The following is a 20,923-nucleotide window of genomic DNA, read 5'->3' as shown; positions in this document are numbered from 1 at the left end:
GCGGTCGGTTCACCCTACGACGAGTGTTCGGCGGTCAACTCGGGCGGGAGAGCGGCAATTCGGGCACAGGCGTCGATCATCACCTGTTCCACCTCATCCGGAGCCCTGTGCTCCGCAGCGGACTTGGCGAGAGCCAGCGCCGCCGTCTGCACGGTCAGCGCGCGGGCCGCGACGTCCAACTCGGGCCACGGGTCGCCTTCGGCGCGTACCGCGGGGCCGCCCGCGGCCCGGTAGGCGTCCAGGAAGCGGAACCACACCTCGGGGGGCAGCAGGCCGGCCGCGTACCAGGCGGCGGGCCGTGCGAGGTCCCACGCGGGATCGCCCGGTCCGGCGTCGTCGACGTCGATGAGCAGCCACGGGCCGTGCGGCGCGGGGTGCCGGACCAGCTGCCCCAGGTGCAGGTCTCCGTGGCAGAGAAGGTGTGCACGGTGCCCGGGAGCGGGGGCCTCGTCCCGCGCCCAGGGCGGCAGCCCGCGCCAGGCCGCGAGCACGGGTGCGGTGGTCCGTTCGCCGGGCCGGGCCGCGCGCATCCGGGCCACGGCCAGCGCGGCCTTCGCCGGGCCGCGCATGGCGGGCACCGCGGCCGGCCCGGACGGTCCCCCCGGCGTGGAGCGGCCCGTCCGGATCCCCGTGCGGTGGAGACGGGCCAGGAGGACGGCTGTCGCCTCCCAGGGCGCCTCGTCCGGGTTCCCAGGGTCCACGGGCTCCCCGTACGGCCACAGGGTGACCGGGCGGCCGTGCGACTCCGCGAGGTACGGCGAGGCGTCACCGTGCCCTGCCCGGTCCTCGGGGGACCGTATGGGAAGGGGCGCGAGCAGGACACCCGCGAGAGCGGGGCCGGCGGCCAGGCCGAGGCGGGCGGAGAGCGCGGCGGTGTCCGTACCGGCGGCGTGGGCCTTGGCGACGACGGGGCCGCAGCGGACGACGGTGCCGTCCGCCCGGTCCGCGAGGACGGCCGGCTCCGGACAGACGCAGCGGGGCCCGGGACGGGCGTGGGCCGTTTCGTGGGCGAGGGCGCCCAGAGCACGTACAACTGCGGTGGTCACGGACTCCCCCGGGTGGTGCAGGACCGGCGGGCCCGGCCGGCGCCGCGCCCGCCGGAGAGCGTACGCGGATCGTGCCGGCCGGCCGGTGCGAGGGGCGCGCACGGCCCCGGACAGCGCGATGTCCGGTCAGCTCCCCAGCTGACCGGACAAACGCTGCCGTCCGCCGCACCCCCGTCCCCACGGGGTTGTTGGCCGGATGTCCCGGTCCGGACCGCTCTTCCGGACCCGGGGCGCCGCTCAGCGCCCCAGCATCACGCCCACGGACGACGCCTGTGTGACCACCGCTTCCCAGCCGCCGAAGACGACTACGAGCAGGGCCGCCAGAGGAAGAACCATGGCCGTCGCCACCAACGGGTGGCGTGTGCCGGACGACGGGCGGCTGCCGAACGAGGCATAGGCCTTGCGTCCCTGCGTACGGACCATCGTCCGCGCTGCCGTGTCCGCCATGGTTCCTCTCCTGACCTGATGTGGGGCGGCGGGCGTTTGACCTCGGGGGACGAGTGCGACGCCCGCCGCTTGACTTCAACATTAGGGATCCGGGAGGCGGGCGGCGTCATGCCCGCGTACCGAATGCCGGGCCTCCCGGAGGATGAGCCGTGGGTGGTCGGCGTACTCCCCTGGGTGGAGACGGGTCTACCGGACGTTGGGGTCATCCCGGAGGGGACGCTCGGAGGCGTCCTCTCTGGGGACCGGTTGTTCGACCAGGGCGAGGACCCTGGTCGCCATGAAGCGGGCGGTGCGCACCACGGAGCCGTTCCTCGTGACTTCACTCACTTCGACCACCCCTCGGCGGACCGCCGTCTCCACCCTGCGCCCTGCTCTGGAGGCCACCATTTCGTAGGTTCGGGTCGTGTCTCCGGCGTCCACGACTATCTCGACTCGATCGCCCTTCATTGATCCAATCCCCCTTCTGCGACGGACCTTTGAGATCTCGCACGGGCCGGGGAGCGTGGATCCGCGGCTCCCTGACCACTCCTCAAGTTTCCCACCCGGCACTGACAATCGATTCTCCGGCGAGGGCGCGGCCTCTGAGCACCCCGGGCGGCGGGTACGTAAGCTGTGCCTCGTCAGGCGGACCAGGCAGCGGGGATGGGCAGACATGGCGATGATGCGGCTCCGGCGCGAGGACCCGCGTGTCGTCGGCTCGTTCAGGCTGCACCGGCGGCTCGGGGCGGGCGGCATGGGCGTCGTCTATCTGGGCTCGGACCGGCGGGGCCAGCGGGTGGCGCTGAAGGTGATCCGCCCCGACCTGGCGGAGGATCAGGAGTTCCGCTCGCGGTTCGCCCGCGAGGTGTCCGCCGCGCGGCGCATCCGCGGCGGCTGCACGGCACGCCTGGTCGCCGCCGACCTTGAGGCGGACCGTCCGTGGTTCGCCACGCAGTACGTTCCCGGCCCCTCGCTGCACGACAAGGTGGCCGAGGAGGGCCCGTTGTCGGCTGCCGAGGTGGCCTCGATCGGCGCCGCGCTCTCCGAGGGCCTGGTGGCGGTGCACGAGGCCGGTGTCGTCCACCGGGACCTGAAGCCCTCCAACATCCTGCTGTCCCCCAAGGGCCCGCGGATCATCGACTTCGGGATCGCCTGGGCGACCGGCGCCTCCACCCTCACGCACGTGGGCACGGCGGTCGGTTCGCCCGGCTTCCTCGCGCCCGAGCAGGTGCGGGGCGCGGCGGTGACGCCCGCGACGGACGTCTTCTCGCTCGGGGCCACGCTGGCGTACGCGGCCATGGCCGACTCACCCTTCGGGCACGGCAGTTCCGAGGTGATGCTGTACCGCGTGGTGCACGAGGAGCCCCAGCTGTACGACGTGCACGACGCCCTCGCTCCGTTGGTGAGCGCCTGTCTGGCGAAGGACCCGGAGGAGCGCCCCAGCACCCTGCAACTCTCCATGCGGCTCAAGGAGATCGCGGCGCGGGAGGCACAGGGGCTGCACGAGAGCCGTCCGCCCGCCCAGCGTTCGGCACAGGAGGCGGACCGGCCGACCGGACGTCTGGACGGCCCGTACACCGAGCAGCAGACGCGTCGCGCGCCCGGGCCCGCTCCGGCGTCGCGGCCGCAGAGCCGGCCGGCGGCGTCGCCGCGGCCTGCGTCGCCCCGCACCGGGGGCTCGCGCCCCGCGCAGCAGCAGCCGCGCAATACGACGCGCTCGGGCAAGCGGCCGCAGGGCGCGGCAGGGACGAAGGGCCGGCCGGGTACCCGGCCCGGCACGCGCTCGACCTCGACCGGCCGGCGTCCCGCCAATCCGCGGCTGCTGCGCCAGCGGCTGGTGGTCTTCGTCGTGGTGACCCTGCTGGTGGCGCTGGGCATCGCGGCGGCTCAGGGCTGCCAGGGTCCGGCCCGCGGTCTCGGCGCGGGCCAGAGCCAGGGGCAGGGCGAGCAGTAGGCCGGCGAGGCCCCTCGCTAGCTCTCCGGGCGGCCGGTCGCGACCGCGTAGAAGGCGACCGCTGCGGCGGCGCCGACATTCAGCGAGTCGACTCCGTGGGCCATCGGGATGCGCACCCATTCGTCGGCGGCGACGAGGGCCTGCGTGGACAGCCCGTCCCCCTCGGCTCCGAGCATCAGGGCCACCTGGTCCATCCGGTGCGGCGCGGCCTCCTCGATGCTGCTCGCCTTTTCGTCGGGCGTCAGCGCGAGCAGCTTGAAGCCCGCTTCGCGTACGGTCTCCAGCGCCTTGGGCCAGGTGTCGAGGCGGGCGTAGGGAACGGAGAAGACGGCGCCCATCGAGACCTTGACGGAGCGCCGGTAGAGCGGATCCGCGCAGTCCGGGGAGAGCAGCACGGCGTCCATGCCGAGCGCGGCGGCGCTGCGGAAGATCGCGCCGATGTTCGTGTGGTCGTTGACGGCCTCCATGACGACCACACGGCGGGTCGTACGGAGCAGTTCGTCGGCCGTCGGCAGCGGCTTGCGCTGCATGGAGGCGAGCGCGCCGCGGTGCACGTGGTAGCCGGTGACGCGTTCGGCGAGCTCGGGGCTGACCGCGTAGACGGGCGCCGGGACCTCGTCGATGACGTCGCGCATCAGGTCGACCCACTTCGCCGAGAGCAGCATGGAACGCATCTCGTACCCGGCGTGCCTGGCGCGTCTGATCACCTTCTCCCCCTCGGCGATGAAGAGGCCCTCCGCGGGCTCTCGCCTGCGCCGGAGCTCGACGTCGGTCAGACCGATGTAGTCGCTCAGGCGGGGGTCGTCGGGGTCGTCGACGGTGATGAGATCAGCCACAGGTTGATACTGCCTTGTCCGGTGTGTGGTGCCAACGGTCTGGAGGAAGATCCGTTACCGCTGGTTACTCGGCGTTGCGCCCGGCTGCTTCCGGGCCGACCGCGACGACGTCGCCGATGACGATGACGGCGGGCGGTCGGACGTCCTCGGCCACGGCCCGCTCACCGACCGTGGCGAGCGTCGCGTCGACGCGGCGCTGGGCGGCCGTGGTCCCTTCCTGGACCAGTGCGACCGGGGTCTCGGGGGACTTGCCGTGGGCGATGAGCGTACGGGCGATGGCGCCGATCTTGTCGACGGCCATCAGGAGCACGAGGGTGCCGCGCAGCCGGGCGAGGGCCTCCCAGTCGACCAGCGAGCGCTCGTCGTCGGGGGCGACATGACCGCTGACCACGGTGAACTCGTGGGCGACACCGCGGTGGGTGACGGGGATGCCGGCCGCGCCGGGGACCGAGATCGAGCTGGAGATGCCGGGCACGACGGTGCAGGGGATGCCTTCGGCGGCGAGCGCCTGGGCCTCTTCCATGCCCCGCCCGAAGACGAACGGGTCGCCGCCCTTGAGCCGGACCACGGCCTTGCCCGCCTTGGCGTGCTCGATCAGCGCGTTGTTGATCGCCTCCTGCGCCATGTAGCGGCCGTACGGGATCTTGGCGGCGTCGATCACCTCGACGTGCGGCGGCAGTTCGTCCAGCAGGTCGCGCGGGCCGAGCCGGTCCGCGATGACGACGTCGGCCTCGGCGAGGAGACGACGGCCGCGGACGGTGATCAGGTCGGGGTCGCCGGGACCGCCGCCGACCAGGGCGACGCCCGGGGCGCGGGTGCGGTGGTGGGGGGCGGCGAGGGTGCCGTCGCGCAGGCCCTCGACGATCGCGTCGCGGACGGCGGCGGAGTGGCGCGGGTCGCGGCCTTGCGCGTCGGTGGTGAGGACGGCGACCGTCACACCCTCGCTGCGGCCGGTGGCGGGGGTCCAGGCGGTGGCGGCGTCCGCGTTGTCGCTGCGGACACACCAGGTCCGGGTGCGCTCGGCCTCGGCGGAGGCGGCGTCGTTGGCCGCCGTGTCGTCGGACGCCACGAGGGCGTACCAGGTGTCGGCCAGGTCGCCGTCCGCGTACGGGCGGCGCTCCCAGCGGATCTCGCCGGCGTCCGCCATCGCCTCGACGGACGGGGTGGCGGCGGGCGACACGAGGACGATGTCGGCGCCGGCCGCGATGAGGGCGGGCAGTCGGCGCTGCGCGACCTGGCCGCCGCCGACGACGACTGCACGGCGCCCGCTCAGGCGCAGTCCGACGGGGTAGGCAGGGTGATCGGCGTGCTCGGCCATGGCGGTGCGGGCTCCTCGTGCGATGCGGGGGCTGCGGGCCGCTGCGGCGGTGGAGCGGCTGTGACGTGCGGTGTTCACGATACGGGGTGGGGAAAGGCTCAAGCCCCTCCGGCCATTGAGGAGCGGGGGCCCGGGGGCAGCGCCCCCGGACCCCCGCTCGGCTGCGGACTACTTCTCCGTGACGCCCGCCGAGTCGAACGTGGCCACCTCGTGCATCGCGCGGGCCGCGCTCTGCACGATCGGCAGTGCCAGCAGCGCGCCCGTGCCCTCGCCGAGGCGGAGGTCCAGGTCGACCAGCGGGCGCAGCCCCAGCTTGTTGAGCGCGGCGACGTGGCCGGGCTCGGCGCTGCGGTGGCCGGCGATGCAGGCTGCCAGGGCCTCCGGGGCGATGGCGCGTGCGACCAGGGCCGCGGCGCCCGCGCTCACGCCGTCGAGGATGACCGGCGTGCGGAGCGACGCCCCGCCGAGGAGGAAGCCGGCCATCGCGGCGTGCTCCAGGCCGCCCACGGCCGCCAGCACACCGATCGGGTCGGCCGGGTCCGGCTGGTGCAGGTCGAGGGCGCGGCGCACCACGTCGACCTTGCGGGCGTGCATCTCGTCGTTGATACCGGTGCCGCGGCCGGTGACCTCGGCCGGGTCCATCCCCGTGTACACGCAGATCAGGGCGGCCGACGCCGTGGTGTTGGCGATGCCCATCTCGCCGGTGAGCAGGCCCTTGTTGCCTGCGGCCACCAGGTCGCGGGCGGTCTCGATGCCGACCTCGATCGCGGCGAGGACCTCCTCGCGGGTGAGCGCGGGGCCGGTCGTGAAGTCCGCGGTTCCGGCGCGCACCTTGCGGGGCAGCAGACCGGGCTGCGCGGGCAGTTCCATGGCCACGCCGACGTCGACGACACAGACCTCGGCACCGACCTGGGCCGCGAAGGCGTTGCAGACCGCGCCGCCGCCGAGGAAGTTGGCGACCATCTGGCCGGTGACCTCCTGGGGCCACGCCGTGACGCCCTGGGCGTGCACCCCGTGGTCACCGGCGAAGATCGCGACGGCCGCGGGCTCCGGGATCGGCGGCGGGCACATCCGGGAGAGCCCGGAGAGCTGCGCCGAGATGATCTCCAGCATGCCGAGCGCACCGGCCGGCTTGGTCATCCGCTTCTGGCGCTCCCACGCCTCGCCGAGCGCCTTGGCGTCCAGCGGCCGGATGCTGGAGATGGTCTCCTGGAGCAGGTCGTGCGGCTCCTCGCCGGGCAGGGCGCGACGGCCGTAGGTCTCCTCGTGGACGACCCAGGACAGCGGGCGGCGCTTGGACCAGCCCGCCTGCATCAGTTCGGGCTCCTCCGGGAACTCGTCGACGTAACCGACACACAGGTACGCCACGACTTCGAGGTGCTCGGGCAGGCCCAGGGCACGGACCATCTCGCGCTCGTCGAAGAAGCTGACCCAGCCGACGCCAAGGCCTTCGGCCCGCGCGGCGAGCCACAGGTTCTCGACGGCGAGCGCCGAGGAGTACGGGGCCATCTGCGGCTGGGTGTGCCGGCCGAGCGTGTGGCGGCCGCCGCGTGTGGGGTCGGCGGTGACGACGATGTTGACGGGGGTGTCGACGATCGCCTCGATCTTCAGTTCCTTGAACTGCTTCGCCCGCGCCTTGGGGAGCGACTTCGCGTACGCCTCACGCTGGCGCTGCGCCAGTTCGTGCATGGAACGGCGGGTCTCCGCGGAACGGATGACGACGAAGTCCCAGGGCTGGGAGTGCCCGACGCTGGGCGCCGTGTGGGCGGCCTCCAGGACCCGCAGGAGCACCTCGTGCGGGATGGGGTCGCTGCGGAAGCCGTTGCGGATGTCGCGGCGCTCACGCATGACGCGCAGCACGGCCTCGCGCTCGGCGTCGTCGTAGCCGGGGGCGGGAGGCGAGACGGGCCGCACCTCTTCGGCCTCCGGGGCCGGGACGTCCGTGTCCTGCGGGGCTTCGGGCTCGTCGGGCACCGCGGGAGCGGGAGCCTCGGCGGTCACCGCGGGCTCGGCGGCCGGGGCGGCCGGCTCGGGCTCGGTGGCCTGCGTCGCCGGTTCCGGCTCGGCGGCCCGAGGGCTGACGGGCTCCGGCTCGGTGGCCTCGGCCCGTACGGGCTCCGGCCGGCCGTCCGTCAGGTCCGGGGTCTCGATGACCTCGGGACCCGTCCCGGGCTCGGGCGCCGGTTCGACGGCAGGTTCCGGTGCGACGGCCTCGATGACCGGCGCGGCTTCCACCGGCGCGGCTTCCACCGTCTCGGCCGGTCCGGACTCCGCGACGACGGCGGCAGACTCTGCCACCGCCTCCGGAGCAGCCTCCACCGGCTGCTCGGCCACAGGAAGCGTGCCCACCACGGGTACGAACCGGCCCAGGGCCGATCCGTCGGGAACCGGCTCGACAGGCGGCCGCACAGCTTCCGCGGCCTCCTCCGGAAGTTCTTCCACCCGGACGTCCGCGCCGGGTACGGCCTGGGCCGGCGGCGCTTCGACGGCTACGGCATCGGCAGCCCGCTGTTCGGCGGGTGCGGCCTCGGTCTCGACGGGGGCGACGGCCTCGGCCGGTGCGACAGGTTCCGCGGGCGCGACGGCTTCTGCGGGCACGGCCTCGACCGGTACCGCTGCCGCGTGCGCGGGTTCTGCCGGCGCCCCGGGCTGAGCGGCCTCCTCGGCCGGCACCTCGACCGCCGCGGGCGCGGGCATCGGCACGAAGGGCTGCGCGAGCGGCGCGGGGGTCTCCGCCTCGGGCTGCGCCTCGGCCACAGGTTCGGCCGCAGGTTCGGCCACAGGTTCGGCCGCAGGTTCGGCCACGGGCTCTTCGGTGACCGGCTCCGGAACAACTGTCTCCGGAACGGCGGCGTCCGGGACGACCGTTTCTGCGGCCGGCGCCTGCGGGGCTGCGGGCTCCGGCTCCGCCGCGGCCTGCGGGGCGGAGGGCTGCGGCGACTGGGCCGCCCACTGGCCCGCACCCTGCGGCGGGATCTCGCCGAGCTGGGGGCCCGGGAGTGCGGCCACCTCGTCGGCGGGCAGCTCGAAGTACTCGGGTTCGGCGGTGGCCGGGCCGGCATGTCGTGCCGAGGTCTGCGCGGCTGCCTGCATCTGCGGCTGGACCTGCGGCTGCGGCGTACCCGCCGGACCGCGGTCGGCCAGGGAACGGACCACGCCGCCGCCGGACGTACCGCCGTAGGTGGGGCCGGAATCCGGGGAGGCCGGGCCGCGGTGCAGCGGGCGGCGCACCGGCGTCTGGGCCACCGGAACCTGGGCCTGCGCCGGTGCCGCGACGGGCGACGGGATACGCACGCCGCTGAGGTCGACATGGCCGGAGTCCCGGCCGCCGCTCTCATGGGTGCCCTGGCCGGACCCCTGGAGCGCGGCGGAGGCCTGCTGCATGGCGTACGCCGGGACCTGCTCCTGGAACTGGACGGGGCCCTGCGCGCCACCGTCGCCCTGGGGCGCGGTCTGCGGCTGCGGAGCCGGGGCGGTGCGGTACCCGCCCTGCTCGGGCAGCGGTGCCTGGCCCGTCTGAGGTTCGCTCCAGGCGCCCTGGGGGCTCGGCATCAGCAGGAGATCGTCGTCCTCGGACGCGTGCTCGGAGGGGTCGAGGAAGGTGTAGGCGGCCGGGGCGGGGGCGCCCGGCTGCTCCACCATGCCTGCGTTCTCCGGCAGTCCCTCGCCCGGGATCTGGCCGGTGTCACTCATGCGTACCCCTCGCCCATCGTCAGTGCTCCTTCGGCCCTTCGCCCGGGACGCCCCGACACGGCACGCCGGTGCTCGTCCCATGGAACGAGCGGGCGCGCCGCGCGGCACGAGTCGGTCGCGGACATACTGCATTCTCGCGGCCGTTCGCCGCCGCGGCAGTTCATTTCGCCACGGCTCGCTGTGGACTGCGCCACGTTGCGCGTCCCCCGGTTCTGCCGTACCACAACGGGGGCCAAAACGGTCCCCTTTTCCGGACATTGACGAACGAAGCGACGAACGTCCGGGCGCGGTGCAACAATCGGCCAGCCTACCTCGCACCGTAAGCCGACCGGGTCAGGGGGCAAGGTCCGAACGCAGTGCGGAAAGCAGAAAGACGACCGTGCGTTCGCGCTCCGCCCATGCGGCCGTGTCCAGTTCGACGGACTGGAGGAGCGAGCAGGAGACCGTGTATCCGTTCTCGGTGAGGGCCGCGCCCAGTGCCTCGGCCTCGTCCCGGGTCGACGCGTGCGTCACGATCCGCTCGGGCCTGCGGTCGGCGACGGCGGTGACGACGGGGGCTCCGCCGCCCCCGATCCGTACGACATCGGGCTCGGGCAGCCGTTCCAGCACGTGCGGAGCCCGGCCCTCGACGACCTGGAGCTGGACTCCGAAGGCCCGGGCCGCCGCGGTCGTGCGGGCGCAGGCGTCGGGGTCGCTGTCGACGGCCAGGACGGCGGCGCCGAAGCGGGCCGCCTCCACGGCCAGGGCGCCGCTGCCGGAACCGATGTCCCAGACCAGGTCGCCGGTCCGGGGGCCGAGGTGGGCGAGTTGGGCGGCGCGCAGTCCGGGGCCCTCGCCCTCGCCGCTCCCGCCGCGGGCGTCCGTTCCCCCGCCGCGGTAGGCGTCGGCGGGCAGCGCCCAGCCTCGTACGCCCTGGGGACAGGCGGGGTGCCGGCCCGCGATCCAGGTTCCTTCGGCCCGCTGTTCGGGGCCTCCCCCGACGACGATGACGACGTTGGGGTCGCGCCAGACGTGGTCGGCGGCGGCGTCCGAGGTGAGGACGGTGACCTGTTCGCGATCGGTGCCGAGTTCCTCGCAGATGACGAAGGTGCGGTGGACGCCTTCGAGCAGCAGGGCGAGTTCGGCGGGGCCCGCACCGGGCGAGGTGAGGACGGCGACCTTGTGGTGGGCGCGGCACACGTTCACCGCGCGGCGCAGCGTGCGCGGGTGGGCGACGACGATCCGGGCGTCCTCCCACGGCATGCCGGCGCGGGCAAAAGCGGTGGCGACGGAGGAGACGGCGGGCACCACTTCGACTTCGAGGCCGTGCTCGGGGGCGCGCAGGGTGCGGACGACGCCGAAGAATCCGGGATCTCCGTCGGCGAGGACGACGGCGCTGCCGCGGTGGCCGGCGATGCGGCGGGCCGCGAGGTCGACGGAGCCGAGGCGGATCCGCTCCGCGCCGTGCGGGACTTCGGGCAGGGCGAGGTGGTGGGCGGCTCCGGCGACGAGGGTGGCGGCCGAGAGCGCGGCCGTGGCCGCTCTGGTAAGTGGCGAGCCGTCCCAGCCGATCACTGTGACCCGGTCGGCCATCTGTCGTCAGTCTCCTGGAGTTGTCGCAGGTGGGGCAGGTCGCCCGGGGTGGGGGCAGGGTGAGGCTACCTGGTCCGGATGGGTACGGCGTCGGTTGCCCCGGGAATGCCGCAGCGTCTGGCCGGCCGCTCTCAGTTCCAGTCGTTGTAGGTGCCGTAGCCACCCGCGTCGGCGAGTTCTTCGGCCACCCCTTCGAGGTCCTCGGGGAGCAGGCCCCAGACGATCAGATCGGTCCTGATATCGGTCCATCCTCCGTCCTCGGTCTGTGAGCGGGCTATGCGGGCGTTGCGCAGGACTCCCTCGCTGATGCAGCCGAGTTTCTGCGCGACCTGCTGGGAGGCGGTGTTGTCGGCGGCGGTACGCAGTTCGATGCGCTCGAAGGCCTGGTCGCGGAAGACCCACTGGGCCAGGGCCAGGACCGACTCGGTGGCGTAGCCCTCACCGCGCGCCCACGGGGCGGTGATGTAGGCGGCCTCGGTGGCGCGGGTGCGCCAGTCGGTGTTGCGCAGCCGGACCGAGCCGACGAGGCGCTGGGTGAGGAACTCGGTGACGGCGAGCACGATGCCGTCGCCCTTGGTGCGCTGTGAAGGAGCGATCCTGCGGACCCAGCGTTCGGCGTCGACCTGGGTGTAGGGGTAGGGCGCCTCGGTCCAGGCGACGACGAGTTCGTCGTTCATCATCTCGATGTACGCGGGGATGTCCGCCATGTCGAACGGGCGCAGCACCAACCGGTCCGTGCTGATGGAGATGTCCGGAAAGGTGGAAGTCATGCGCAGCTCCATGCCGAAGACCGTGTAAAGGCACAGCATGCAGCATCGGGCGGACCTTGTGCATGGCCGGGTCGGCACGGCGGAGCCCCGCACACCCGGGCGGGGTGTGCGGGGCTCCGTGGGCAAGTGCCCTACCGGCGTCAGGACTTGGCTGCGGTCCCGAAGGCCGGGATGACCGAGCCCTGGTAGGTGTCCTCGATGAACTTCTTGACCTCGTCGGAGTGGAGGAGCTTCACGAGCTTCTCGACGCGGGCGTCCTTCTCGTTGCCCTTCTTCACGGCGATGATGTTGGCGTACGGGTTGCCGTCGGCCTTCTCCAGCACCAGGGCGTCCGTGGCGGGCTTGAGGTCGGCCTCGATGGCGTAGTTGCCGTTGATGACGGCGGCGTCCACGTCGTTCAGGGCGCGGGGGACGGTTGCGGCCTCCAGCTCCTTGAACTCCAGGCCCTTCTTGTCGGTGATGTCGCTCAGCTTGGCGCTGGTGCCGACGCCGTCCTTGAGGGTGATCAGGCCGTTCTCGGCGAGGAGCTGGAGCGCACGGCCCTCGTTGGTGGTGTCGTTGGGCACGGCGATGGTCTGGCCGGACTTGATGTCGCCCAGGTCCTTGACCTTCTTGGAGTAGAGGCCGAGGGGCTCCAGGTGCACGGTGCCGACGGAGACCAGGTGGGTGTCGTTCTTCTTGTTGAAGTCGTCCAGGTAGGGCTGGTGCTGGAAGAAGTTGGCGTCTACCTGGCCGGTCTCGGTGGCGGTGTTCGGCAGGACGTAGTCCGTGAACTCCTTGACCTCCAGCTTGAGGCCGGCCTTCTCTGCCAGGTTCTTCTTGACGAAGCCCAGGATGTCGGCGTGCGGCGTCGGGGACGCGGCGACGACGAGGGCCTTGGAGGTGTCCGCGTTGGCACCGGTACCGGACTTGGACGCCGGGTCGGAGTCCGTGCCGCAGGCGGTGAGGCCGAAGGCGAGGGCGGCGGTGGCGGCGGCAGCAGCGGTGATCTTGATGTTCTTACGCACGAAGAGTGCCTCTTTCAGGTGGTGATGGTGGTACGCCCGGACAAGGAGTGCGGGCTCGTGGGGAGAGAAGTCTCAGTAGGTGGTGCGGCCTCGGCGGGCCAGCAGGCGTACGGCTCCGTCGCCGATCAGCTGGATCACGGTCACGATGACGACCAGCAGCACGACGGTGATGAGCATGAACTGGTTGTCGAAGCGCTGGAATCCGTACGTGACGGCCTTGGAGCCGAGCCCTTCGCCGCCGACCGCTCCGGCCATCGCGGAGTAGCCGATGAGCACGATGACGGTGGTGGTGACGCCGGAGACGAGGGACGGCAGGGCCTGCGGGAGGAGGACCTTGCGGACGATCGTCGGAATGGAGCCGCCCATGGACTGGACCGCTTCGACGAGCCCGTGGTCGACCTCGCGGACCGCCGTCTCGACGAGCCGGGCGAAGAACGGGATGGCACCCACGGCGAGCGGCACGATCATCGCGGTCGGGCCGATGAAGGTGCCGACGACCCAGGTGGTGAAGGGGATCAGGGCGATCAGCAGGATGATGAACGGCAGCGAGCGGCCGATGTTCACGATCACGCCGATGACCTTGTTCACCGGGGTGTTCTGCAGCAGTCCGCCCTTGTCGGTGAGGACCAGCAGAACCCCGAGCGGCAGTCCGGCCAGGACGGTGACGACGGCGGACCAGAGGACCATGTAGAGGGTGTCGACGGTGCCCTGCGTCAGCAGCGGCTGCATTTCGGACCAGGTCACTTCGCCACCTCCTTGGTGAGCGGTGCGGGGATGATGACGGGTTCGGTCTCGGGGCCGTCGACGACCTCGGCCTGCAGTCCCTGCTCGCGCAGGAAGCCGATCGGGACGACGTTCTCCTCGAACCGGCCGGGCAGTTCGATGCGCATCCGTCCGATCTGCTTGCCGCCGACGGTGTCCATCGCGGCACCCAGGATCGAGATGTCGATGTTGTACGTACGCGAGAGCTGCGAGATCACCGGCCGGCCGGCCGCGTCGCCGTGGAAGGTGACGTCGACGACCGTGCGGTCGGGGCCGGAGGCACTGCCGCCGACCGGGAACAGCTCGTGGGCGAGTGCGGAGCCGGGGGTGGCGAGCAGGTCGCCGACGGTTCCTGACTCGACGATGCGCCCCTTCTGCATCAGCGCGGCGGAGTCGCAGATCGTCTTGACGACGTCCATCTCGTGCGTGATGAGCAGGACGGTGAGGCCGAGCTGCTGGTTGAGGTCGCGCAGCAGCTGGAGGATGGAGCGGGTGGTCTCGGGGTCGAGCGCCGAGGTCGCCTCGTCGGAGAGCAGCACCTTGGGGTCGCCGGCGAGTGCGCGGGCGATGCCGACGCGCTGCTTCTGGCCGCCGGAGAGCTGGCCCGGGTAGGCCTTGGCCTTGTCGGCGAGGCCGACCAGGTCGAGGAGTTCGAGCGCCTTGCGGGACCGTTCCCGGCCGGTGACTCCGAGGATCTCCAGCGGGAGCTCCACATTGCCCTGGACGGTGCGGGAGGCCAGCAGGTTGAAGTGCTGGAAGACCATGCCGATGCGGCTGCGCGCCTCGCGCAGTTCCTTGCCGGCCCGGCGGCCGCGGCCGGCGAGCGCGGTGAGGTCCTGGCCCGCGACGGTCACGGTACCGGCGGTGGGGCGCTCCAGCAGGTTGACGCAGCGGATGAGGGAGGATTTCCCGGCGCCGCTCTGCCCGATGACGCCGTACACCTCGCCCTCGCGGACGTGCAGGTCGACGCCGTCCAGGGCGGTGACCTCACGGCCGCGCGACTGGTAGACCTTCGTGAGGCCCGTAGTGGTGATCACAGGGTTTCCGTCACTGTCGAGTGCGCGGCGCGGTGTCCGCCGGGCACGGGGAAGTCGTCCGATGAGGCTGTCCGGACGTTTCGATCGGACGTGGCGAGCGGGATCCCGGCACGGCCGGGCGCGGCGGTGGCCGCGGGGCAACGTGCTGGAAGGGCGCGTTCCGCTGGGTGCGGACGGCTCCGGCTCGGTCTCGCTTCGGGGCGCGAGGCTCAGTCGTGGGCCCTCAGAAGGCGCGCATTCGACACATACAACGAGCACCGGGCGTCGTGATCGCCTCGGTCGCAAGGATGCGGCTGCTCGTCGTGGTCATGGGCCAAGTAAAACAGACGTGAGGTTCACGCCGAACCCGCTGTCCGGATAGCGGACGGCCGTGGATGGTGCGGCGCCATCGCCCGGCGGGCCCGGACCGCCTCCGCCACCAGAGCTGTGACCTGCACAGATGCCAGGGATGGGCTTGGACCGGGACCGGCCCTCTACGGCCCGGCCCGCACGGCTGTGTGGCCAAGGCCACGACCTCCACCCCGGCCGTCCGCACCTGCACGCGGGCCGGCAGGGCTCCGCGCAGGGCCCGGTGCGGCCCCGCGGGGGCCCGGCACGGCGCCGCGCGGGGCTCGGTACACCGCCGCGCGAGGGCCCGGTACATCTCTGCGCGGGGCCCGGTACACGTCTGCGCCGGGCTCGACGCCCCTCCGCCCGGGAGCGCGGCACACCTCTCCCCCTCGGTCGGCAGCGGCGTACGGGCACGGGGGCGCACGCAACGGCACCGGCGGCCCGTAATACCCTCGGCTCATGCTTGACGCCCTGACGATCGCGGTCGGCGTGGCCGCCCTCGCCCTCGCCGCCTGGTGCGGATTCGCCGCCTACCGGGACCAGCCGACCAAGGACTGGCACTTCATCGGGATGGCCGTGGTCACCCTGCTGGCGCTGTCCCAGCTGGTGGTGGGGATCGTGCAGCTGGCCCGCGGTGAGCGGCCGGAGCAGGGCATGACCATCTTCATCGCGTATCTGATCGGGGCCTTCCTCGCCGTGCCTGCGGCGGGCTTCCTGTCGCTGAGCGAGCGGACCCGGTGGGGTTCGGTGACGGTGGCGGCGGGCGCGGTCGTGCTGGCCGTTCTCGAAGTACGGCTCTACGACATCTGGGGAAACTGACCGTGACCGACACCGATCGCACCCCCGCAGCGGCAGCCGGAGAGAAGCAGCCCTTCGACCTGGGCACGGGCCCCGGGCGCGTACTGGTCTGGTTCTACGGCGTGTTCACCGTGGCGGCGGCGTCCCGGGCGGTCGTGCAGATGATCCTGGACTTCGGGAAGGCGCCGCTGTCCTACGTACTGTCGGCCGCCGCCGCGGCGGTCTACGGCTTCATCACCTACTCGCTGGTGCGCGGGGGTGAGAAGGCGCGGCGGACGGCACTGGTGTGCTGTGCCGCCGAGCTCGCCGGAGTGCTGATCGTGGGTACGTGGACGCTGGTCGAGCCTTCGGCGTTCTCGGACGCCACGGTCTGGTCGTACTTCGGCCGGGACTACCTGTTCATCCCGGTGATCCTTCCGGTCACCGGGATGATGTGGCTGCGCCGCGCCCGGACCGCGTAACTCCTGGGGAGTGTCCGCAAAGTCTCGTCCGCCCGCGGACCGGACGAGACTTTGCGGACATGACCTAGGCGCTCGTCACATAGGCGGGCGCCGATGCCTCCTTCTCCAGGAGGATCATCCGGACGCCGTCCTGACCGGTGGCGTCGCCGACGGTGGCATAGCCCGCGCGCCGGTAGAGCCGCAGATTGCCTTCGCTCCGGTGCCCGGTGTGCAGCCGGAAGCGGGTGGCCGACCGCTGGTCTGCCAGTCCGGCCTCCGCGGCGCCCAGCAGACGGGCGCCGAGACCGTGCCCCCGGAGCCGGGGGTGGACGCAGAGCCTGCCGATCTGCCCGGTACCTTCCTGGTCCGCCGATCCGCGTACCGAACCGACGACTTCCTCGCCGAGCCGCGCCACGAACACGAGGTTCGTGGCGATTTCGGCGCGTACCGAGTCGAGGGTCTGGACGAGCGGGTCGATCCGGTAGTTCCCGTACAGCTCCGCCTCGCTCTGAAAACAGAGGTACTGGAGTTTCAAGACCTGTTCGGCGTCCTGTGCCTTCGCCGCCGAGATGATCACGCTCATGCCCATCTGCGCATGCCTCTCGCTCACCTGATCCGCCGGTTGTCTACCGCTCCTTTCCCCGCAGTTCAGGAGCTACAACCTCCGCCGCCAGCATTCTGCGCAGACATCCAAGGCATCGGGAACGGATCGGACCCAAACTCCCCTGTGACATACCCAACTCCCCTGCGATTTCCCGGTAGGTGGGATCGCCAGGGGCGAGAAGTGCGCGCAGTAAGCGGGCGCAGGGGCCGGGGAGCCGGTCGACCGCGGCGTGCAGAATCCGGCGTTGGTCCGCTCCGAGGGCGGCTCGCTCCGGGCCGCCGGAGAGGTCCGCGGTCCTCTCGTCACGGTAGGGGCGCTCGCGCCGGGCGGTGCGGCGGGCCCGGCGGGCCTCCGCCCTGACGGTGTCCCGTACCCAGCGGGCGGTGTCCGCGGGCGGTCCCTGACCGGCCGGACGCTCCAGCAGCCGCAGCCAGACGGCCTGTTCGAGGTCGGCGGGGTCGACGGCCGCGCCGGTGGCGGAGGCAGCGGCTTCCGCCCTCGCCTCGGCTCTGACCAGGGGATACAGAGTGCGGACGAGGATCGCTGCGCCCTGGGCGGGCAGGGCGTGCGGAAGATCGACAAGCGTCATGCCCCCACCCGATCCGCAATCCCGTCCGCCGGCCGCCGAACCTGCCGGGACCACCCGACCGGGGCACGCCCCGGCCGGGTGCTGACGACTCGGCTCCCCGGGGGCCGCTACTCGCCGGCGAAGTCCGCCGCCGCGAGCAGAGCCGTGTCCGGGTTGTCGGAGAAGATCCCGTCGATTCCCGTGGCGAAGTACGCCGCGAAGGCCCCGAAGGCGTCCCCGTAGGCGTTGGGGTCCGTGCCCCGGCGGAAGTCGGCGGGCAGGAAGGTGTTCTCGTTGCGCATCGTGTACGGGTGCAGGATCAGGCCCTGCGCGTGCGCGTCCCGCACCAGGGTGGTGGGCGTGGTGAGCCGGCCCGAGCCGTCCTTGGGGATGATCAGGTCCAGGGTGGGGCCGATGCCCTGCGCGAAGGACGCCATCCACTTGAGGCCGGCCGGCTTCACCAGGTCGTCGGTGGTGCGCGGGTCACCGGACGCCACGAAGTCCCAGGGCTTGGAGCCGGCGCCGGACAGCAGTACGACGCGCGGAGTGGCCACGAGCTTCGACAGCCGCTGGATGCTGCCGGGTTCGAAGGACTGGAGGATGAGCGGCGACTGGGCGCGGTGCCGGCCGTAGCGGCGCAGCAGCTTGGCGAGCGGCTCCTCCAGGCCGAGGCCCAGGCCGCGGAAGTAGGTGGGGTGCTTGGTCTCGACGTACAGCCAGACGGGCTTTCCGCGCCGCCGGCCCTCACGGTCGGCCCAGCGCAGGACCTCCTCGAAGGTGGGGACCTCCCAGCGGCCGTCGTACAGCGTGTTCTTCTGGCGGTTGCCGGGGATGCGCTCCTTGGCCCGCAGCGTCTTCAGCTCGGCGAGGGTGAAGTCCTCGGTGAACCAGCCGGTCAGGGAGACGCCGTCGACCTTCTTCGTCGTCCGGCGGCTCGCGAACTCGGGGTGGGCGGCGACATCGGTCGTGGCGGTGATGTCGTTCTCGTGACGGCATACGAGATGGCCGTCCCTGGTCGGTACCAGGTCCTGCTCGATGACGTGCGCGCCCATGTCGAGGGCCAGCTGGTAGGAGCCGAGCGTGTGCTCGGGGCGGTATCCGCTGGTGCCGCGGTGTCCGATGACGGTGATGTCCGGCACCCTCGCATGTGATGTCCGGCACCTGTCGGGCGAGGACCGAGCGTAGGCAGCGGTGCGGTCCGGATGGCGCCATCCGGGCGAACATGGCGCAAACACACGTCAACACTGCGTATCCACTGAGTGAACCCGATGTGCGATCAGCGAGTACCCGCGAGTATCGTCCTCACCTGCATGGACCCTCACCATCCGTCGCCTCGGCCGGCCCGGCCACTACACCGGAGGAACCGTTGTCCCGACTCGCACTCATCAAGGCAGTGCTCGGACCGATCCTGCGTCTGATGTTCCGTCCGCGGATGGAGGGCATCGAGAACATTCCGGGCTCCGGGCCGGTGATCCTGGCGGGCAACCACCTGACGTTCATCGACTCGATGATCATGCCGATCTGCTGCGACCGTCCGGTGTTCTTCATCGGCAAGGACGAGTACGTCACGGGCAAGGGGTTCAAGGGCCGGCTGATGGCCTGGTTCTTCACGGGCGTCGGCATGATCCCGGTGGACCGGGACGGCGGCCGCGGTGGTGTCGCGGCGCTGATGACGGGCCGCCGGATCCTGGAGGAGGGCAACGCCTTCGCGATCTACCCGGAGGGCACCCGCTCCCCCGACGGCCGCCTCTACCGGGGCCGTACGGGCATCGCGCGCCTGACGCTGATGACGGGGGCTCCGGTGGTGCCCTTCGCGATGATCGGTACGGACAAGCTGCAGCCGGGCGGCTCCGGTCTGCCGCGGCCGGGCAAGGTCACGGTCCGCTTCGGTGAGCCGATGGAGTTCTCGCGTTACGAGGGCATGGACCGCGACCGCTATGTGCTGCGGGCGGTGACGGACTCCGTGATGGCCGAGGTGATGCGCCTGTCCGGCCAGGAGTACGTCGACATGTATGCGACGAAGGCCAAGGCCGCCTGAGCCGGAGCACGGAGCACAGCACACAGGAACTCGGGAAGGGCCCGTACCGCCGGTCGGTGGTACGGGCCCTTCCGCGTGCCCGCGTCAGTCGTGCACGATGCCTTCCTCCAGCTCCTGGCCACGCAGCAGGAACCAGGCGGCGACCGCCGTCGCCATCAGCACCACCGCGCCGATGGCGGAGGCGGCACCCAGCCCGTCGACGAAGGCGTCCTGGGCGGCCGCCGCGATGTCGGGCGGAGTTCCGGCGGGGGCATTGAAGCCCTGGTACACCCCGGTGACGATGGAGCCGAGCAGGGCGATGCCGAGGGCGGCTCCCAGCTCGTACGCCGTTTCGGAGACCGCGGACGCGGAGCCGGCGTGCTCCTTGGGGACGCTGGAGAGGATCACGTCGGAGGTGACCGTGAAGGCGAAGCCCGCCCCCACGCCGACGACCAGCAGGAGTGCGCCGATCAGCGGATAGGCGGTGTCCTTGTGGACGGCGGAGACCGCGGCCAGTGACAAGCCGATCCCGGCGAGGCCTCCGGTCACCACGACGCGTACGGAGTAGCGGCGGGCGGTGGTCCCTGCNGGGTTCTTCGACTCGGGGATCATCTTGATGCCGACCACGACGAGTACCGCCATGACCGGCACGTTGATCAGGAAGACCGAGCCCCACCAGAAGTGTTCCAGGAGGAATCCGCCGACGACGGGCCCGACCGCCGCACCGGCCGAGGCCATCGCTCCCCAGATGCCGATGGCGAGGCTCCGCTCGCGGGCGTCGTGGAAGAGGTTGCGGATCAGGGCGAGGGTGGACGGCATCAGGGTGGCACCCGCCACGCCCAGCAGCGCCCGCGCCAGGATCATCATCTCGGGCGTGTTCGCGTACGCGTTGAGCACCGAGACCGCGCCGAAGGCGGTGGCACCGCACAGCAGCAGCTTCTTGCGGCCGATCCGGTCACCGAGGCTGCCCATCGAGACCAGGAGCCCGGCGATGACGAAGGAGTAGACGTCGCCGATCCAGAGCAGTTGGGTGCCGGTCGGTTCGAGGTCCTCGCTGAGGAACGGGGTCGCGAGGCCCAGCACGGTGGCGTCGATGGCCACCAGCAGCACCGCGAGCACGAGCACGGACAGCGCGATCCACCGCCCGGGGCGGTACAGCTCGGGCGCGGGCTCCGGTTGCTGTTCCATGCTGCTCATTGCTCCACGCTCCGGCGTGCGCCGCCGAGCAGCAACTCGACGATCATGTACGCGAAGTCCTGTCCGGCCACCCGGCCCGCCTGAACGGCCCACGCCGCGCTGCTGATGAGCCCGTAGAGCGCTTCGGTCAGCCAGGCCGGGGTCAGGTCGATGCGGATCTCGCCGCGCTCCTGGCCGCGCCGGAAGAACGCGGCAACGCGGGCGTCCAGCCGGTCCCAGCCGTCGTTCTGTCCGTCGCCCTCGAAGAGCTGATTCTCGGTCACGAGGAAGGAGAGGAGCCCGGCGCTGGGCTCGATCGCGGCGACGAACCGGCGCAGCGCCTCCTGCGAGGTCCCCTCGTCCAGCACCGCGGTGTCGAGGGCCGCTTCGAACTCCTGGATCCCCAGCTCCTCCAACGCCCTGACCAGGGCGTCCCGTCCGGCGAAGTGCCGGTGCAGGGTGGCGCGGCCGATGCCGGCGGCTTTGGCCACCTCGTCCATGGTGGCCGTCGATTTGCGGGTCAGCAGGGCTGCGGCGCTGCGCAGCACCTGCTCACGATCAAGAGTCAT

At 72.1% G+C, this 20,923-nt stretch carries 20 protein-coding genes; 4 read left to right on the top strand and 16 right to left on the bottom strand.

The window, feature by feature from the left end; translation table 11 throughout:
• Positions 1-14 precede the first annotated feature (14 nt).
• The 3 genes from JGS39_RS06345 to JGS39_RS06335 form a co-directional block, all read right to left on the bottom strand.
• On the bottom strand, positions 15-1,046 hold the full coding sequence (locus JGS39_RS06345) for an aminoglycoside phosphotransferase family protein (protein ID WP_219567734.1): 1,032 nt from the start codon (positions 1,044-1,046) through the stop codon (positions 15-17).
• A gap of 237 nt (positions 1,047-1,283) precedes the next feature.
• Positions 1,284-1,493 (bottom strand): hypothetical protein, encoded by a 210-nt coding sequence (locus JGS39_RS06340; protein ID WP_219567733.1) that lies wholly within the window; start codon positions 1,491-1,493, stop codon positions 1,284-1,286.
• 186 nt (positions 1,494-1,679) lie between these two features.
• A complete protein-coding gene (locus tag JGS39_RS06335) occupies positions 1,680-1,940 on the bottom strand; it encodes a DUF8836 family protein (RefSeq protein WP_148016263.1) in 261 nt (86 codons plus the stop codon).
• 205 nt (positions 1,941-2,145) lie between these two features.
• On the opposite strand from JGS39_RS06335, the gene JGS39_RS06330 reads away from it, so the two are divergent.
• Positions 2,146-3,426, top strand: coding sequence for a serine/threonine-protein kinase (locus JGS39_RS06330; RefSeq protein ID WP_219567732.1), 1,281 nt, complete (start codon positions 2,146-2,148; stop codon positions 3,424-3,426).
• 17 nt (positions 3,427-3,443) lie between these two features.
• Here the strand turns inward: JGS39_RS06330 and JGS39_RS06325 are convergent, their stop codons facing one another.
• The 8 genes from JGS39_RS06325 to JGS39_RS06290 all read right to left on the bottom strand — a co-directional run bounded on the left by JGS39_RS06325 (position 3,444) and on the right by JGS39_RS06290 (position 14,421).
• Positions 3,444-4,262: a TrmH family RNA methyltransferase gene (locus JGS39_RS06325; RefSeq protein ID WP_219567731.1), complete on the bottom strand. Its 819-nt coding sequence runs from the start codon at positions 4,260-4,262 to the stop codon at positions 3,444-3,446.
• 64 nt (positions 4,263-4,326) lie between these two features.
• Positions 4,327-5,580, bottom strand: coding sequence for a uroporphyrinogen-III C-methyltransferase (cobA, locus tag JGS39_RS06320; RefSeq protein WP_219567752.1), 1,254 nt, complete (start codon positions 5,578-5,580; stop codon positions 4,327-4,329).
• Positions 5,581-5,748: 168 nt separating this feature from the next.
• Complete coding sequence (gene cobT, locus JGS39_RS06315; protein WP_219567730.1) at positions 5,749-9,273, bottom strand: nicotinate-nucleotide--dimethylbenzimidazole phosphoribosyltransferase; 3,525 nt, start codon at positions 9,271-9,273, stop codon at positions 5,749-5,751.
• A 333-nt stretch (positions 9,274-9,606) separates the two neighbouring features.
• Entirely contained in the window at positions 9,607-10,845 is a 1,239-nt protein-coding gene (gene cbiE / locus JGS39_RS06310) for a precorrin-6y C5,15-methyltransferase (decarboxylating) subunit CbiE (RefSeq protein ID WP_219567729.1), read from the bottom strand.
• Between the two features lie 131 nt (positions 10,846-10,976).
• On the bottom strand, positions 10,977-11,654 hold the full coding sequence (locus tag JGS39_RS06305) for a GNAT family N-acetyltransferase (RefSeq protein WP_219567728.1): 678 nt from the start codon (positions 11,652-11,654) through the stop codon (positions 10,977-10,979).
• Between the two features lie 101 nt (positions 11,655-11,755).
• Positions 11,756-12,622, bottom strand: coding sequence for a MetQ/NlpA family ABC transporter substrate-binding protein (locus tag JGS39_RS06300; protein ID WP_219567727.1), 867 nt, complete (start codon positions 12,620-12,622; stop codon positions 11,756-11,758).
• 72 nt (positions 12,623-12,694) lie between these two features.
• Positions 12,695-13,366 (bottom strand): methionine ABC transporter permease, encoded by a 672-nt coding sequence (locus tag JGS39_RS06295; protein ID WP_219567726.1) that lies wholly within the window; start codon positions 13,364-13,366, stop codon positions 12,695-12,697.
• Entirely contained in the window at positions 13,363-14,421 is a 1,059-nt protein-coding gene (locus tag JGS39_RS06290) for a methionine ABC transporter ATP-binding protein (RefSeq protein ID WP_219567725.1), read from the bottom strand. The genes JGS39_RS06295 and JGS39_RS06290 overlap by 4 nt, the downstream gene beginning before the upstream one ends.
• Before the next feature lie 789 nt (positions 14,422-15,210).
• Here JGS39_RS06290 and JGS39_RS06285 point away from each other — a divergent pair.
• Both JGS39_RS06285 and JGS39_RS06280 read left to right on the top strand, forming a co-directional pair.
• On the top strand, positions 15,211-15,570 hold the full coding sequence (locus JGS39_RS06285) for a hypothetical protein (protein WP_148016225.1): 360 nt from the start codon (positions 15,211-15,213) through the stop codon (positions 15,568-15,570).
• Positions 15,571-15,572: 2 nt separating this feature from the next.
• Entirely contained in the window at positions 15,573-16,010 is a 438-nt protein-coding gene (locus JGS39_RS06280; RefSeq protein ID WP_219567724.1) for a hypothetical protein, read from the top strand.
• Positions 16,011-16,074: 64 nt separating this feature from the next.
• Here JGS39_RS06280 and JGS39_RS06275 read toward each other — a convergent pair whose 3' ends face one another.
• The 3 genes from JGS39_RS06275 to JGS39_RS06265 all read right to left on the bottom strand — a co-directional run bounded on the left by JGS39_RS06275 (position 16,075) and on the right by JGS39_RS06265 (position 18,396).
• Positions 16,075-16,578, bottom strand: a complete 504-nt coding sequence (locus JGS39_RS06275; protein ID WP_219567751.1) for a GNAT family N-acetyltransferase — start codon at positions 16,576-16,578, stop codon at positions 16,075-16,077.
• Between the two features lie 37 nt (positions 16,579-16,615).
• Positions 16,616-17,182, bottom strand: coding sequence for a sigma-70 family RNA polymerase sigma factor (locus JGS39_RS06270; protein ID WP_219567723.1), 567 nt, complete (start codon positions 17,180-17,182; stop codon positions 16,616-16,618).
• A gap of 107 nt (positions 17,183-17,289) precedes the next feature.
• The gene (locus JGS39_RS06265; RefSeq protein ID WP_219567722.1) at positions 17,290-18,396 is read right to left on the bottom strand and encodes a glycerophosphodiester phosphodiesterase; all 1,107 of its coding nucleotides are present in this window, start codon (positions 18,394-18,396) and stop codon (positions 17,290-17,292) included.
• Positions 18,397-18,527: 131 nt separating this feature from the next.
• Between JGS39_RS06265 and JGS39_RS06260 the strand changes: the two genes are divergently transcribed.
• Positions 18,528-19,199: a lysophospholipid acyltransferase family protein gene (locus JGS39_RS06260; protein ID WP_148016221.1), complete on the top strand. Its 672-nt coding sequence runs from the start codon at positions 18,528-18,530 to the stop codon at positions 19,197-19,199.
• An 84-nt stretch (positions 19,200-19,283) separates the two neighbouring features.
• Here the strand turns inward: JGS39_RS06260 and JGS39_RS06255 are convergent, their stop codons facing one another.
• Positions 19,284-20,375 carry an MFS transporter gene (locus JGS39_RS06255; RefSeq protein WP_219567721.1) on the bottom strand — a complete coding sequence of 364 codons (1,092 nt, stop codon included), beginning with the start codon at positions 20,373-20,375 and terminating at the stop codon, positions 19,284-19,286.
• Positions 20,372-20,923, bottom strand: coding sequence for a TetR/AcrR family transcriptional regulator (locus JGS39_RS06250; RefSeq protein WP_219567720.1), 552 nt, complete (start codon positions 20,921-20,923; stop codon positions 20,372-20,374). Before JGS39_RS06250 ends, JGS39_RS06255 begins: the two co-directional genes overlap by 4 nt.

The sequence above is a fragment of the Streptomyces poriferorum genome (genome assembly GCF_019399235.1).
In the GTDB taxonomy this organism is placed as follows: Bacteria; Actinomycetota; Actinomycetes; order Streptomycetales; family Streptomycetaceae; genus Streptomyces; species Streptomyces poriferorum.
The sequence above is the reverse complement of the archived record's forward strand: the minus strand, read 5'-3'. Positions and strand labels throughout refer to the sequence as shown.